Origin of the sequence: Saccharopolyspora gregorii, from assembly GCF_024734405.1 — a bacterium.
Taxonomy (GTDB): Bacteria; Actinomycetota; Actinomycetes; order Mycobacteriales; family Pseudonocardiaceae; genus Saccharopolyspora_C; species Saccharopolyspora_C gregorii.
The window spans coordinates 2,038,200-2,053,075 of the sequence record NZ_CP059556.1; the positions used below are offsets into that span (position 1 = coordinate 2,038,200).

Annotated in this window: 9 protein-coding genes; 4 read left to right on the forward strand and 5 right to left on the reverse strand. The window is 73.7% G+C overall.

Annotation, left to right across the window (positions count from 1 at the left end):
- Positions 1–119: 119 nt before the first annotated feature.
- The 3 genes from H1226_RS08705 to H1226_RS08715 all read right to left on the reverse strand — a co-directional run bounded on the left by H1226_RS08705 (position 120) and on the right by H1226_RS08715 (position 5,426).
- Positions 120–1,013, reverse strand: a complete 894-nt coding sequence (locus H1226_RS08705) for a LysR family transcriptional regulator (RefSeq protein ID WP_258348319.1) — start codon at positions 1,011–1,013, stop codon at positions 120–122.
- A 46-nt stretch (positions 1,014–1,059) separates the two neighbouring features.
- The gene (locus H1226_RS28275; RefSeq protein WP_258349375.1) at positions 1,060–1,932 is read right to left on the reverse strand and encodes an ABC transporter permease; all 873 of its coding nucleotides are present in this window, start codon (positions 1,930–1,932) and stop codon (positions 1,060–1,062) included.
- A 728-nt stretch (positions 1,933–2,660) separates the two neighbouring features.
- Positions 2,661–5,426, reverse strand: a complete 2,766-nt coding sequence (locus H1226_RS08715; protein WP_373690033.1) for an alpha/beta fold hydrolase — start codon at positions 5,424–5,426, stop codon at positions 2,661–2,663.
- A gap of 563 nt (positions 5,427–5,989) precedes the next feature.
- On the opposite strand from H1226_RS08715, the gene H1226_RS08720 reads away from it, so the two are divergent.
- Positions 5,990–6,970, forward strand: coding sequence for a TerC family protein (locus tag H1226_RS08720; RefSeq protein WP_258349376.1), 981 nt, complete (start codon positions 5,990–5,992; stop codon positions 6,968–6,970).
- Positions 6,971–7,072: 102 nt separating this feature from the next.
- On the opposite strand, the gene H1226_RS08725 is transcribed toward H1226_RS08720, so the two are convergent.
- Entirely contained in the window at positions 7,073–7,540 is a 468-nt protein-coding gene (locus H1226_RS08725) for a tRNA (cytidine(34)-2'-O)-methyltransferase (protein ID WP_224960876.1), read from the reverse strand.
- A gap of 112 nt (positions 7,541–7,652) precedes the next feature.
- Here H1226_RS08725 and H1226_RS08730 point away from each other — a divergent pair, with 112 nt between their 5' ends.
- Positions 7,653–9,674 (forward strand): primosomal protein N', encoded by a 2,022-nt coding sequence (locus H1226_RS08730; RefSeq protein WP_258348321.1) that lies wholly within the window; start codon positions 7,653–7,655, stop codon positions 9,672–9,674.
- Between the two features lie 70 nt (positions 9,675–9,744).
- Here H1226_RS08730 and H1226_RS08735 read toward each other — a convergent pair whose 3' ends face one another.
- The gene (locus H1226_RS08735) at positions 9,745–10,767 is read right to left on the reverse strand and encodes a polysaccharide deacetylase family protein (RefSeq protein ID WP_258348324.1); all 1,023 of its coding nucleotides are present in this window, start codon (positions 10,765–10,767) and stop codon (positions 9,745–9,747) included.
- Positions 10,768–11,059: 292 nt separating this feature from the next.
- On the opposite strand from H1226_RS08735, the gene H1226_RS08740 reads away from it, so the two are divergent.
- Together H1226_RS08740 and ggt are read left to right on the forward strand one after the other, a co-directional pair.
- Positions 11,060–12,544, forward strand: a complete 1,485-nt coding sequence (locus H1226_RS08740; protein ID WP_373690069.1) for a putative glycoside hydrolase — start codon at positions 11,060–11,062, stop codon at positions 12,542–12,544.
- A 315-nt stretch (positions 12,545–12,859) separates the two neighbouring features.
- Positions 12,860–14,650, forward strand: coding sequence for a gamma-glutamyltransferase (gene ggt, locus H1226_RS08745; protein WP_258348328.1), 1,791 nt, complete (start codon positions 12,860–12,862; stop codon positions 14,648–14,650).
- Positions 14,651–14,876: the final 226 nt, after the last annotated feature.

A 14,876-nucleotide genomic window follows, 5' to 3' on the forward strand; every position in this document is an offset into this window, starting at 1 on the left:
GGAAACGGCTGAGAACCCGCGGGTGGTCCTGTTGCTCGGGTGGTCGCCGGCTCAGCGGCTTCGCCGCTGACAGGAAAGCGATGCGGGGCCGTCCCGCCGGGGTGGCTCCAGCTCCCCGGTCACGAGAGGGCTTCGACGGCTCCTGCTACCAGGTCTGCGAGTTCGCCGCCCGGTTCGGCGCGGTCCGCGCGCCAGATCAGCCCGGTCGCCAGCACCGGGTCGATGTCCGCGAACGGGAGCACCACCACCCGGTCGTGCTCCCACGGGCGGCCCATCTGGTTCTGCGGGTCGAGCATCGAGATCGCGAACGCGCCGCCGTTCGCCACGAACTCGCCGGTGCCCGAGTAGTCCCTGGTGCTCAGCGTGGTGCGGCGGTGGATGCCCGCCGCCGCCAGCTGCACCTCCAGCTGGTCGAAGTACGTCGGGGACAGGCCCGAACCGGGCCGGGCGTAGACGTGGCCGGTCAGCTCGGCGAGCGACACCGACTCGCGGCCCGCGAACTCGGCGGCGGGCAGCACCGCGCCCAGCGGCTCCCGCATCACCTCCCGCACCTCCACGCCCTCCGCGTGCGCGGGCAGGTGCACCAGGGCCAGCTCCAGCTCGCGGCGCCGCACCTGGTCCACCAGGTCCAGGCTGCCGCCCGGCCAGCGCCGCACCTCGCAGCCCGCCGTGCGGTCGAACTCGCGCAGCCGGTCCCGCAACCGCGGGTGCAGGCCCGGCGGCACGCCCACGTGCACGATGCGCTGCTGCGTCCCCAATTCCTGGCGCAGCCGCCCCGGGATGTCGTCGAACCGGGTCAGCACCTCGGTGGCCAGCGGCAGCAGCGCGCTGCCCGCGGGAGTCAGGTTCACGCTGTGCGAATCGCGGTCGAACAGCCGCACGCCCAGCTCGCGCTCCAGGTCCCGGACCCGCCTGCTCAGCGGCGACACCGCCATGTGCAGCTGGCGCGCCGCCTTCGAGAAGCTCAGGTTCTCGGCGACGGCCGCGAAGTAGCGCAGGTGGAACACCTCCATGCGTCGCAGCCTATTACCCCGTTCGGCCACGCCCCGCGCCGCCCGATCAGCTGGTGATGTCCTTGCGCCGGAAGCTCCAGTGCGCCAGCAGCACGAACACCGCCGCGTACACCAGCGACGAGCACGCCCCGTTGGCCATGCCCGTCCAATCGACCTCCTCGGCCAGCAGGTCCCCCCACGCGTACGCGTAGTGCGTTGGCAGGAACGAACGCAGCCCGCCCAGCGCCGAGATCTGGTCCAGGATCTGCGACAGGATCGAGGCCAGCACCGCGCCGCCCACCGCGCCCAACGGCGCATCGGTGTTCACGCTCAACCACAGCGCCACCCCCGCGACCCAGCTCAGCTGCACCGCCAGGTACAGCACCGCCAGCACCACGGTCAGCAGGCCCACCGGGAACGGCAGCACGCTCCCGCTCGGCGTCACCAGCTCCCCGGTGCCGTACCAGAACACGCCCGCCGCCAGCGCCACCGCGGGCAGCAGCGCGATCCCCAGCAGCGACAGCACCGCCGCCACCACCGCCTTCTGCCGCAGCAGCCGCCCGCGCGGCACCGGAGCGGCCAGCAGGTAGCGCAGGCTCGACCAGGAGGCCTCGCTGGCCACCGTGTCGCCGAAGAACAACGCCACCACCACGACCAGCAGGAACCCCGCCGAGGAGGACATCGCGAACGCGGTGAAGTTCAACCCGCTGGAGGTGGCCATCCCCGCTAGGTCCGCGGTCCGCGGCACCGAGCCGTCGTCGCCGATCTCGAACGCGGCGAGCAGCAGCAGCGGCAGCAGCACCAGGAAGCCCAGTGCGAGCCGCGTCCGCCGCCGGCCCGCCTGCCGGGCCAGTTCCACCCGCACCGGCAGCGTCCGGCGCACCTGGTAGCCCTGCACGCTGCCGTCCGGCTGGGTGGGGTCCTGCGCGCTGACCGGCAGCGCGGCCGCCGTCTCCCCGCTCGCCGCCGTCTCCCCGCTCGCCGCGGGCGCCTCGGGCACCGCGGCCGGGATGCTCTCGACGACACCGGCGCGCGGGTGCTTCCCGGTGACCCGGCCGGTGCCGCCACCCGTCGCGCTCGGTCCGGTGGTGCCGGTCAGGTCCGGTCCGGTCGCGCCCGGGCCGGTGTCCCTTCCCGGTGTGCCCGAGCCGGTCGCGCTCCCGGTCGTGCCCGGTCCGGTGGTGCCCCCCGCCGGGGCCGACCCGGCGGCGCTCGTCGCCGTGCCCGGACCGGACGCGTCCCGCGCGGCCGGGTCCGGCCCGGTCGTCTTCGGTTCGTCCGGTTCCCAGGTGGGGCTGGTCCAGTCCCGTTCCGGGAGGGGAGCGGCCGCGCCGTCGTCCGGCTCGGTACCGGGTTCGGCGGATCCGCCGCGGCCGATCTCCGGGAAGTCCAGGTCGTCGCGCTCCACCGGGCCGGACCGCTCGTCCGGCTCCGGGTCGTCCGGTAGCAGCGCGTCCGAACCCCACAGCTGCCCGCGCGGCTCCGCGGAGTCCCCGCCGAGCAGGCCGCCGGACTCCAGGGCGCGGGCGATCGCCGCCCGGTGCCGCTCGGACTCCGACGACAGCGGCTCGGTCTCCCGGCCGCCGCGCGCCGCGTCGGCCGCCCACGGCTCCTCCGCCGAGGAGTCCGGGGCCGCGGGCCCGGTACCGCCCGTGGACCGCTCCGCCATCAGCGCTGCTCCTCTCCGACCAGGTTCAGGAATGCGTCCTCCAGCCTGCGCCGCGGACCCACCTGGTCCACCGACACCCCCGAGACCACCAGCGCGTTCACCGCGGTGGACCGGTCGTGCCCGCGCAGGTCGGCGTGCACCAGGTCGCCGTCCACCTCCACCGCGCCGAGCCCTTCCAGCGCCCGCAGCGCCGCCGCGGCCCGCGCGGGGTCGTCGACGCGGAAGGTCGCCTGCCCGTCCACGGACACGATCTCGGCCACGCTGCCCGAGGTGATCACCTCGCCGCGGTGCATCACGATCACGTGCGTGCAGGTCTGCTCCACCTCGGACAGCAGGTGGCTGGACAGCAGCACGCAGCGGCCGGTCGCCGCGTAGCGGCGCAGGATCTCGCGCATCTGGTGGATCTGCGGCGGGTCCAGCCGGTTCGTCGGCTCGTCCAGCACCAGCAGGTCGGGCAGCCCCAGCATGGCCTGCGCGATCGCCAGCCGCTGCTGGGTGCCCTGGCTGAACGTGGCGGTGCGCCGGTGCGCGTGCTCGCCGAGGCCCGCGATGTGCACCACCTCGTCGAACCGCGCTTGCAGCATCGGCCTGCCGGTCGCCGCCCAGTAGTGCTTCAGGCTCTCCAGCCCGGTCAGGTGCGGCGGGAACCCGGGCGATTCGACCAGCGCACCGATCCGGGACAGCACGGGGGCGCCCGGCTCGACCCGGTGCCCGAAGACGCGGACCTCCCCGGACGTCGGGTGCAGCAGTCCCAGCAGCAGCCGCAGCGTCGTCGTCTTGCCCGCGCCGTTCGGGCCGAGCAACCCGACGATCTGCCCGCGCTCCACCCGCATCGACGCACCGCGCAGCGCGGTGACCTTGCGCGGGAAGGTCTTGGTGAGCTCGGTGATCTCCAGCGGCGGCCCGGTCACCTCGGCCTCCGTCGCCGGCGCGTAGCGGCGGCGCAGCCGGGTGATCAACCAGCCGAGGCCGCCCAGCAGGGCGATCCCGGCGATCCCGGCGACCGGGGCGGCGGGGAACGCGCCGTCGCTGGTGCTGGTGCCCTTCACCGAGGGCACCGACAGCGCGCGCGGCCCCGCCAGGTCCACCCGGTGCACCGCGGTCGCCGTCGGCACCGCGTAGGCCTGGTCGGTGGTGCTCACGGCGAGCTCCAGCCGGTGCCCGGTCTCGACCGAGTGCACCACCCCGGGCAGCGCCACGTTCACCTCCACCGGCGTGCCGTCCGGGCGCAGGCCGGTCACGTGCATCGGGGCGACCGCGTCGCCCAGCAGCTCGCGGCGGCCCTCGCGGTCCACGTCGTAGAGCTTCGCGAACAGCACCGCGTCCCGGGTGGTGGGCTGGCCGGGTTCGGCGGCGACCGACAGCCGGGTCTGCGGTACCCCGGAGATCAGCATCCGGGAGGACATCGGCTCGGTGCCGAACACCGCGACCTGCCGCGGCAGGTCGTAGGGCTCGGCCCGGCGGCCCTGCTTCCCGGGCAACGAGCTCAGCGCGCCCGGAGCACCGCCGGGCGGGTTCAGCACCGAGGTGGCCCGCCCGTGCAGGTCCAGCGAGAACCGCGGGGTGCGGTCCGCGCGCACCCCCGGGTAGTCGGGGGCGGACGCGGTGCGCACCGGCACCTCGCCGTCCGCGCGGGAGTTGCCCGCGATGTCGAAGCGGAACCGGTCACCGGGGTCGGCCGCCTCGCCGACGCCCAGGTGGAAGGCGAACCAGTCGGCGATCCGGGCCTCCACGCGCGGCCCGGGCGGGGCGCCGTCGTGCCCTCCGGCGAACCACAGCACGCTCACGTCACCGCCGGCGGCGGCGATCTGGCGGGCGTTCGCGTCGGCCTGGTCCAGGCCGAACAGGGTGTCCTGGGTGCCTTGGGCGAGCAGCGTCGGGATGCGGATGTCGCGGGTCACCGAGCTCGGCGAGACCGAGGCGAGCAGTTGCCGGGTGGCCGCGGAGGCGCGGCCGGTGCGGGCCAGCTCGCCGTACGCCGCGCACACGTCCGGGGCGAAGTTCCCGCAGGCCACCGAGGACCCGTCGGCGGGCGCCGGCCCACCGGGGGAGAACAGCTGCCCCGCCCAGGCGCGCCGGAACACGCCCTGCGGCCCGGCGGTGCCGTGCGCCGGGGTGTCCGCGGACGGGGGCGCGCCGCCCGCCGCGTTCGGCAGCAGCGCCTGGCCGAGGTCGTTGTAGGTCATCACCGGTGCGATGGCGTCCACCCGGGGGTCGCTGCCCGCCACCAGCAGGCTCAGCGCGCCGCCGTAGGAGACGCCGGTGAAGCCGACCCGCGGGTCGCTCTCGCCGTCGCGCTGCACCTCCGGCTGCCGGGCCAGCCAGTCCACGATCTGGTGGGCGTCGGAGACCTCGTACTCCGGTGCGTTGAGCCGGATCCGCCCGCTGCTGCCGCCGAAGCCCCGCGCCGAGTAGGTCAGCACCGCGAACCCGCGCCGCACCAGCTCCCGCGCCTGCGCGTCCGCGTCGGTCTTGTCGCCGCCGAGGCCGTGCGCGATCACCACCGCCGGGGCCGGGGTCGCGGCGGGTGCGTAGAGGGTCGAATCGATCTGGATGCGCTCCTGGCCGCCCGGGCCGTCCTGCACGTCGATCAGCGCCTGGCGCGGCTCCGGAGCGGCGGGAGTGGGGGGCTCGCCGGACCAGAGCGCCGCCAGCCCTGCGATCAGCAGCACGACGATCACGATGAGCAGCAGGAACGGCCTGCTGCGGCGGGGGAGCGGGGGCACGGGCCCGACAGTAGGGGAAAGAGGCGGCAACGGTTTCATCCTGAGGCGGGCCAGGGCGAAGACGCTATGAAGCAGCAACCGAACAGAAATCCGGCCGTCCGCCGCGGCGTCACCCTCGCGATCGTCGTGTCGTTCGGTGCGCTGCCGCATCCCCGAGTGCGGGCGCGGCGATCATAACCGCGCCGTGGGCCACGGCCATCGCCCGTTCGTTCGAGTCGAGCTGCTGCAGCCGATGGCCTTGCTCACACGCCGGCACCGGTACCCCGGTTCGGGTGATGCTGTGACCAGGGCATTGCTGTCCTAGGTAGCTCGCCGTAGCCTTCCGGCTGCATTCGGGGCGATCAACCCGGGCTGGTGTTCGAAGCAGTGCATAAGTGACAATCTTGGCAACGTTGTGGAGGGGAGTATTCCTTCGCGGCGGCATCGTCATCACGGCCCCACCGGTTGCCCCGAAAGCTCCCGTTGGGACCCGGTGCCGTCGACCGGCTCGTTTTCGCCGGTGGAAGAGACCTCCGGTCCCGGCGCACGCCCTGAACCGGAGGTAATCGATGGGTGCCGAGCTGACCTTGGTGGCGCAGCAGGCTCAAGAAGCGGCCGATTCCATGCACGTGCCCTGGTGGATCTGGGCGGCCACGCTGGGCGGTCTCGCCCTGCTGCTGCTGATCGACCTGGTGATCGTCGACCGCAAGCCGCACGAGGTGACCACCGGCGAGGCGGCTCGGTGGGTCACCTTCTACATCGCCTGCGCGATCGTCTTCGGCATCGGCGTGTGGATCTTCGGCGACCAGCACTTCGCGATCGAGTACTTCACCGGTTACATCACCGAGTACTCGCTCAGCGTCGACAACCTGTTCATCTTCATGGTGATCATGTCGAGCTTCGCGGTGCCGACGATCCACCAGCACCGGGTGCTGCTGATCGGCATCCTGCTGGCGCTGGTGATGCGCGGCGCGTTCATCGCCGTCGGCGCCGCGCTGATCGAGCGCTTCGTGTGGGTGTTCTTCGTCTTCGGCGCGTTCCTGATCTGGACCGCGATCGGCATGATCCGGAACAAGGACGAGGACGAGGAGTACAAGGAGAACATCGTCGTCCGCTGGGTCCGGAAGGTCTTCCCGGTCACCGACGACTACCACGAGACCAAGTCCGTGGTGAAGATCGACGGCAAGCGGTTCCTCACCCCGATGTTCGTGGTGATCGTCGCCATCGGCAGCGCCGACCTGCTGTTCGCGGTCGACTCCATCCCGGCGATCTTTGGCATCACCCAGGACCCGTTCCTGGTGTTCACCGCGAACGCGTTCGCGCTGATGGGCCTGCGGCAGCTGTACTTCCTGCTGGGCGGGCTGGTCGACAAGCTGGTCTACCTCAACGTCGGGCTGTCGATCATCCTCGGCTTCATCGGCATCAAGCTGGTGGTGCACGCGCTGCACGAGTACCACGCGGTGCCCGAGTGGCTGGACATCAACAACTGGATGTCGCTGGGCGTCATCATCGGCGTGCTGGTGATCACCACGGTGGCCAGCCTGGCGAAGGCCCGCAAGGACGAGGCGGCCGCGCAGCCGGCGGAGCCGGAGGCCAAGCCCTGATCCCGCCTCGGCGGCCGCGCCGCCGACGAGATCGAGACCGCGAACCGCGCGGCATCCGACGACCGGGTGCCGCGCGGTTCCGCGTCCGGGCCGGTTCGCCGATCAGTCCGCGGGCATCGCGTAGCCCTGCTGGCGCCACGCCTCGTACACCGCCACCGCCGCCGAGTTCGCCAGGTTCATCGATCGGATCCCCGGCAGCATCGGGATCCGCACCCGGTCGGTGATCCGGTCCGAACCGGACACCTCCGCGGGCAGGCCCGTCGACTCCGGGCCGAACAGCAGCACGTCGCCCGGCCGGTAGCGGACCTCCTCCAGCGAGGTCGTCGCGCCCGTGGTGAACGCGAATACCCGCTGCGGATCCAGCTCCGCCAGCAGCGACTCCCAGTCGTCGTGCACCCGCAGCACCGCCCGCTCCCGGTAGTCCAGGCCCGCCCGGCGCAGCCGCGCGTCCGCCACGTCGAACCCCAGCGGCCGCACCAGGTGCAACGCGCAGCCGGAACCGGCGGCCATCCTGATCGCGTTGCCCGTGTTGCCGGGGATCTCGGGGTGGTAGAAGACGACGTCGAACACGCGGGGTCCTTTCACGTTCGCTGCCCGCCGCATCGTAGTGACCCCCTCGGCGCCGCCCGGATCGCCGACCAGGTGCGCGGGCCCGTCGCCGCGCTCTGGTAGAGAAGTGCGCATGGCGGGGCGCGGGACCAACACGACGACGAAGGCCGAGCGCACGGCCGCACCCGCGCTGCCGGTGGCGAGCGTGCTGGTGGAGGTGTCGCTGCCCGCGCACCTGGACCGCACCTTCGACTACCTGGTCCCGGACCGGCTGCACGAGGCCGCCGTCGTCGGCTGCCGGGTGCGGGTGCGGTTCCGCGGCAAGCTCGTCGACGGGTACCTGCTGGAGCGCAAGGAGAACTCGGACTTCACCGGCACCCTGCAGTGGGTGGACCGGGTGATCTCCTCCGAGGTGGTGCTGCCGCCGCGGCTGCTGGAGCTGTGCCGCGCCGTCGCCGCCCGCTACGGCGGGATGCTCGCCGACGTGGTGCGGCTCGCCGTGCCGCCCCGGCACGCGCGCGCCGAGAAGCAGGTCGCCGAACCCGCGCCCGTCCCGGAACGGCCGGACACCGCGGCGTGGCAGCGCTACCAGCGCGGACCGGCGCTGCTGGACGCCGTGCACGCGGGCAAACCGGCCCGCGCGGTGTGGCAGGCGCTGCCCGGCGAGCAGTGGACCGACCGGCTCGCCGAAGCCGCCGCCACCGCCGCGTCGGCCGGGCGCGGCGCGCTGGTCGTGGTGCCCGACCACCGCGACGTCACCCGGCTGCACGCCGCCTGCGCCCGCGCGGTCGGCGAGGACGGGGTCGTCGCGCTCACCTCGGAGCTCGGCCCGGGGGAGCGGTACAAGCGGTGGCTGAAGGTGCTGCGCGGCGCGGTGCGGGTGGTCGTCGGCACCCGCGCGGCCATGTTCGCCCCGGTCCACGACCTCGGGCTGGCCGTGGTGTGGGACGACGGGGACGCGATGCACAGCTACCCGCAGATGCCGTACCCGCACGCGCGGGACGTGCTCACCCACCGGGCGCACGCCGCCGGGGCCGCGGTGCTCGTCGCCGGGTTCGCCCGCACCGCGGAGGCCGCGCTGCTGGTGGAGACCGGCTGGGCGCAGCAGGTCGTCGGCAGCCGCGACCAGGTGCGGGCCGCCGCGCCGCGGGTGGTGGCGATCGGCGCCGACGACACCCAGCTGGCCCGCGATCCGGCGGCCCGCGCGGCCCGGCTGCCGTCGGTGGCGTTCGACGCGGCCCGCGCGGCGCTGCGCGACGGCGCCCCGGTGCTGGTGCAGGTCCCGCGCCGCGGCTACGTGCCCGCGCTGGCCTGCGGGGACTGCCGGGAGCAGGCGCGCTGCCGCCGCTGCGCGGGACCGCTGGGGTTGCCCGGCGGCACCGAGGACGGAGCGCCGAAACCGGCCGCGTGCCGCTGGTGCGGGGCGGCCGAGGCCGCGTTCCGCTGCGGGTCCTGCGGTTCGCGGCGGCTGCGGGCGATCGCCATCGGCGCGGGTCGCACCGCCGAGGAGCTCGGGCGGGCGTTCAGCGGCGTGGCGGTCCGCACCTCCGGCGGCGGGGAGATCCTCTCCAGCGTGCCCGCGGGACCGGCGTTGATCGTGTGCACGCCCGGTGCGGAACCCGTCGCCGAGGGCGGCTACGGCGCGGCGCTGCTGCTGGACGGGCGCACCCTGCTGTCCCGCCCGGAGCTGCGCGCCACCGAGGAGGCGCTGCGCCTGTGGTTCGCGGCGGCGGCGATGGTGCGCCCCGCGCAGGACGGCGGCCGGGTGGTGGTGATGGCCGATTCCACGCTGCAACCGGTGCAGGCGCTGGTGCGCTGGGACCCGGCCTGGCACGCGTCGATCGAACTGGCCGGGCGCGCCGAGCTCGGCTTCCCGCCCGCGATGCGGGTCGCCGCGGTGGACGGCTCGCCGGAGGCGGTGAACGACCTGCTGGACCACCTGGAACTGCCCGGCACCGGCGAGGTCCTGGGGCCGGTGCCGCTGGGCGAGGTCGATGAGGAGGGCGGCTCCGAGCAGGAGCGCGCACTGGTGCGGGTCACCCGCCCGGCGGGGCGCGAGCTCGCCACCGCGCTGCACGCGGCGCAGGCGGTCCGCGCCTCCCGCAGACCGGCCGAGCGGGTCAAGGTCCGGGTCGACCCGCTCGAACTCCTCTGATCACCCGACCCGCCCGAGGTGAGTGGCCCGCTCGCCCGGTTCCGCCGCGCGGACGGGCCACTCATCCGGGTCAGTAGCGGTAGAGGCCGGGCAGGCCGGGGGCCGGGTCCGCGGACGCGGAGTTCGGCGCCGAGATCCGGTCCGGGTCGCCGTCGGAGGTGTAGCGCGACTCGGGGTCGCCCGCCAGCTCGTCCAGCCACTGGGTGGACCCGTACTCGGCCTCCTCGCCGGTGGCGGCCTGCGAGCGGATCCGCGGGATGTTCTGCCCGTCGAACTCCGCGTCGAACGGGGAGCGCGCCGGGTTGGAACCGACCAGGAACACCGCGTCGTGGTGGTAGGTCACGCCGTCGGCGCTCCCGTCCGCGGCGAGCGCCTCGTCGTCCGGGTGCACGCCCAGCGGCAGTGCCAGCGCGCGCACCGGCACGTCCGGCAGCGCTTCGCCGATCTTCCGCTGCATGGCGGCGATCTGGTGCTGCGCCTCCGCGGAGCCGACCTGGCCGAGGTTGGGGTGCTCCAGGGTGTGGTTGCCGACCTCGAAGCCGTGCTCGTGCAGCCACGGCAGCGTGGTCTTCCCGCCCGGGTCCTCGAACGGCGGGTCGAACACGAAGAAGGTGGCGGTGGGCCGGAACTCCAGGTGCTCGGCGGCGGTGTCGAGCAGGATGCGCACCGCGGTGTCCGGCGCGGGCCGCCCGGCGCCGTCCAAGGCGAACTGGCCGGTGGAGCCGTCGTCGAAGGTGAGCACCACCGGGTGCCTGCCCGCGGGGATGTCGATGCGGCCGCTCGCGTACTCGCTGGCGGTGATCGGCGTGTAGTCCTCCGCGGCGAGCCGTTCCAGCTCGGCGCGGAAGTCCTGCGGGGTGCGGTCGTAGACGCTGCTCGGTTCGGTGGTGATCCGGTGGTACATCAGCACCGGGACCTTGCCGAGTTCGTTGGCGCGCACCGATTCCGGCGCCGGAGGTGGTGGCGGCGCGGGCGGGGGAGCGGCGACGTCAGGGGTGTCGGGGGCGGGGTCCTGGGTGCTGCACGCGGCACCGGACAGGGCGAGCAGCGCCACCGCCGTCACGGCGCAGGTGCGCTCGATCACGCTCAGCATCGGTTCGCACGTTAGTGCAGTTTTCGGCCGATGTGGATACTCAAAGTCACTTGTTGATCTCCACGTTATTACCTGGAAGGGTGGCGCGCACATTCGACCGGCAACGTAACGTGTTCAGTTGTCCGGATTCGCCGACGTCGGGGAGGCGAAAGCTGTGACGGAACCTGCGCCCGAAGGGGCCCCAGGACCAACGAAACCCAGCCGTGACAACGGAATCGGCGGCATCCCGCAGTGGGCCGTCGTCGCCGTCGCCGTCATCGTGCTGCTGATCGCGGGGTACGTGCTGCTCCGCATGCTGTCCACAGAGGACGTGCGGGTCGACGGGCTGCCGTCGCACCCGGTCCGCGCCGAGGCGACGGCCGATGGATCCATTCAAATCCGTTCCGAGGGAGGCGGTTCCACCGTTCTGCTCGACGGGAAGCCCGTGCCCACCACGCCCCAGGACGGTGCGGTGGCCGTGCACGCCCCCGCCGTGCCCGACGGCTCCCACGTGCTGGAAGTCGTCACTCCCAGGGCGATCTCCTGGCTCGGCTCCGCCAGCACCACGCAGGAGTTCACAGTGGACAGCGCGCCACCGGAGCTCCAGGTCGAGGATTCGCTGCGGCCCGAGAAGCTCGGCGAACCCGTCACCGTCACCGGCAAGGCCGCGGGCGCCGACCAGGTGACCGTCGCGGGCGAACCGGTCCGGCCCGGTCCGGACGGCGCGTTCTCCGCCGTCGTCGACCGGCCGGAACGGGAGGTCCAGGTCGTGGCCACCGACCTCGCGGGCAACCGCGCGGAGCGCACCATGACCGTGCACATCAAGCACCCGGGCATGCGCGCCGTGCACATGACCGGGCTCGCCTGGACCAGCGACTCGCTGCGCGAACCCGTGCTCGAACTCGCCAGGCAGGGCCGCATCGACACCGTCGAGCTCGACATCAAGGACGAAAGCGGCGAGATCCCCTACGATTCCGCGCTGCCCGAGGCCAACCGCATCGGCGCCGTGAAGAACTACTACGACGCCCGCGAAGCCCTCGACCAGCTGCACGGCATGGGCGTGCGCGTCGTCGGCCGGCTCGTCGCCTTCAAGGACCCGGTGCTCGGCGAGGCGTCTTGGCGTGAAGGCCACCGGGAACGGGTCGTGCAGACCGCGGACGGCCAGCCGTGGAGCAGCGGGTACGGCGACTTCGCGTTCACCAACTTCGCCGACCCGGCGGTGCGGCAGTACAACATCGACCTCGCCGCCGAAGCCGCCTCGCTCGGCTTCGACGACGTCCTCTACGACTACGTGCGCAGGCCGGACGGCGGCATCGAGAAGATGCGCTTCGCCGGGCTGCGCACCACGCCGGAGCAGGGCATCGCGGACTTCCTCCGCGACACCCAGACGGCGGTCCGCTCGAAGGGGGCGCTGCTCGGGGCGTCGGTGTTCGGCATCGCCGTGGACCGGCCCACCCAGATCGCCCAGGACATCCCGCGGATGGCGAAGTACGTGGACTACATCGCACCGATGGTCTACCCGTCGCACTGGGGGCCGGGCGAGTTCGGCGTCGACGACCCGAACACCCAGCCCTACGAGATCGTGCAGCGCTCGCTCGCCGAGTTCGCCAAGGCGGTCGAGGGCACCGACGTGCAGATCATCCCGTGGCTGCAGGACTTCAGCCTCGGCGCCAGCTACGGGCCCGCCGAGGTGGGCGCGCAGATCAAGGCCGCGCAGGACGACGGCATGCCGTCGTACCTGCTGTGGGCGCCGAACTGCCGCTACCACGGCGAGGCCCTGGTGCCGCAGCAGCCGTAGCCGCACCCGCGGTCGTGGCGGAGTGAACGGTGTGGGGTGAACGGACTGTTCGTCCGATCTCGTTGGTCGAACGGTCCGTTCACTCGTGTCGGTGTGGGGTGAACGGACCGTTCGTCCCATCTGGTTGGTCGAACGGTCCGTTCACTCGTGTCGGTGTGGGGTGAACGGACTGTTCGTCCGATCTCGTTGGTCGAACGGTCCGTTCACTCCGATCGCGCCGGTGTTGATCTCGGTCCGCCAACGATGCCCCGTTCGTGTTGTCGAGGTGGCCGTCGCTCGGCACAGTGACGGGCACTCGGAGATCGGAGGCACACGATGGTGCGAGCACGACCCGTTCGGATCACCCTCGCGGCGGTCACCTCCTGCGCGCTGATCACTCCGATGGCGCACGCCGCCCCCGCCCCGCCGCCCAAGGCGCCGGAGGCGATCGGCTACGGCGGCGCCGTCTCCAGCGTCGACCCGGACGCCACCCGCGCCGGCATCGAGGTCCTCCGGGCGGGCGGCACCGCGGCCGACGCCGCCGTCGCGGTCGCCGCGGCGCTCGGCGTCACCGAGCCCTACTCGGCGGGCATCGGGGGCGGCGGCTACTTCGTGCACTACGACGCGGGCACCGGCGAGGTCTCCACCCTCGACGGCCGCGAGACCGCGCCCGCCTCCGCGCACCCCGAGATGTTCCTGGAGGACGGCGAGCCGATCCCCGCCGCGGAGGCCATCACCAGCGGCCTCGGCGTCGGCGTGCCCGGCACCCCCGCCACCTGGGAGCAGGCGCTGCGGCGGTGGGGGAACAAGGACCTGGGCGAGGTGCTGCGCCCCGCCGAACGCCTCGCCAGGAACGGCTTCGTCGTCGACGACACCTTCCGGGAGCAGACCGCCGCCAACCAGGAGCGCTTCAGCGCGTTCCCCGCGACTCGCGACCTGTTCCTGCCCGGCGGTGCGCCGCCCGCCACCGGCAGCACGTTCCGCAACCCGGACCTTGCCGCGACCTACCGCACCCTCGCCGCCGAAGGACTCGACCCGCTGTACCGCGGTGAGATCGGCGCCGACGTGGTCGAAGCCGTGCGCAACCCGCCGGTCGACCCGGCCGCCGGGCGCACCGTGCGGCCCGGCGGCATGACCGCCGAGGACCTGCGCGACTACCGGATCGAGGAGCGCGACCCGACGCACGTGTCCTACCGGGGGCTCGACGTGTACGGGATGCCGCCGTCGGCCTCCGGCGGCACCACCGTCGGCGAGGCGCTGAACATCCTCGAAGGCACCGACCTGGGCGCGCTGGACGAGGCGCAGTACCTGCACCGCTTCCTGGAGGCGAGCAAGCTCGGCTTCGCCGACCGGAACCGCTGGGTCGCCGATCCCGCGTTCGGCGACGTGCCCACCGCGGAGCTCACCGGCCAGGAGTTCGCCGACTCCCGCGCCTGCCTGATCACCCCGGACGCGGTCCTGCCCGCCCCGGTCGCCGCCGCCGACCCGCGCGACCCCGCGCCCTGCGCGCCGCGACCGCCCGCACGCGGCGGCACCCCCTACGAGGGCCCGAACACCACGCACCTCACCGTCGCCGACGCCCGCGGGGACGTGGTGTCCTACACGCTGACCATCGAGCAGACCGGCGGCAGCGGCATCACCGTGCCCGGGCGCGGGTTCCTGCTCAACAACGAGCTCACCGACTTCTCGTCCACCCCGGCCGTGCCCGGCGAACCCGACCCGAACCTGCCGGAACCCGGCAAGCGGCCGCGCAGCTCCATCAGCCCCACCGTGGTGCTGCGCGACGGGGAACCGGTGCTGGCGGTGGGCAGCCCCGGCGGCGCCACCATCATCACCACGGTGCTGCAGGTGCTGAGCGGGCGCATCGACCGCGGCCTGCCGCTGGTGGAGGCGATCGCCCGGCCGCGCGCCTCGCAGCGCAACGCGCCGAGCACCGAGGCCGAAGCGGCGTTTTTGGCGTTGCCCGAAGCGGAGAAGTTGCGCGCCCTCGGGCACGAGCTCGACCCGTCCGCGGAGATCGGGGCCGCGACCGGTGTGGAACGGCTGCCCGACGGGCGCTGGCTCGCCGCCGCCGAACCGGCGCGCCGCGGCGGGGGAGCGGCCGAGGTGGTGCTGCCCGCCCCCTGACCCGGCCGGGTCGAGCGGGAGAACCGCCGACGCCGCGGCGAACGGGCCGTCGGCGGGCTCCGAGTGCGGATGTCGCCGGTGCGGCGGTCGCCGCAGGAGGAATCGATCCCGCGGCGAGGAGGCCGCCGCGCGGGACGGCCGCGGAGGCGGGGCGGGCGAGGACGAGCGCCCGGTCGGGCGGCGCGAGGGCGACGACTAGACTCGCCGGGTCCCCCCGCCGAGCCCG

Bases quoted from the DNA above. Each gene is read 5' to 3' on its own strand.
- H1226_RS08740 (WP_373690069.1), top strand. From the start codon at position 11,060: ATGCTGTCCACAGAGGACGTGCGGGTCGACGGGCTGCCGTCGCACCCG.
- ggt (WP_258348328.1), top strand. From the start codon at position 12,860: ATGGTGCGAGCACGACCCGTTCGGATCACCCTCGCGGCGGTCACCTCC.
- H1226_RS08720 (WP_258349376.1), top strand. From the start codon at position 5,990: ATGCACGTGCCCTGGTGGATCTGGGCGGCCACGCTGGGCGGTCTCGCC.
- H1226_RS08715 (WP_373690033.1), bottom strand. From the start codon at position 5,426: ATGAAACCGTTGCCGCCTCTTTCCCCTACTGTCGGGCCCGTGCCCCCG.
- H1226_RS08735 (WP_258348324.1), bottom strand. From the start codon at position 10,767: ATGCTGAGCGTGATCGAGCGCACCTGCGCCGTGACGGCGGTGGCGCTG.
- H1226_RS08730 (WP_258348321.1), top strand. From the start codon at position 7,653: ATGGCGGGGCGCGGGACCAACACGACGACGAAGGCCGAGCGCACGGCC.
- H1226_RS08705 (WP_258348319.1), bottom strand. From the start codon at position 1,013: ATGGAGGTGTTCCACCTGCGCTACTTCGCGGCCGTCGCCGAGAACCTG.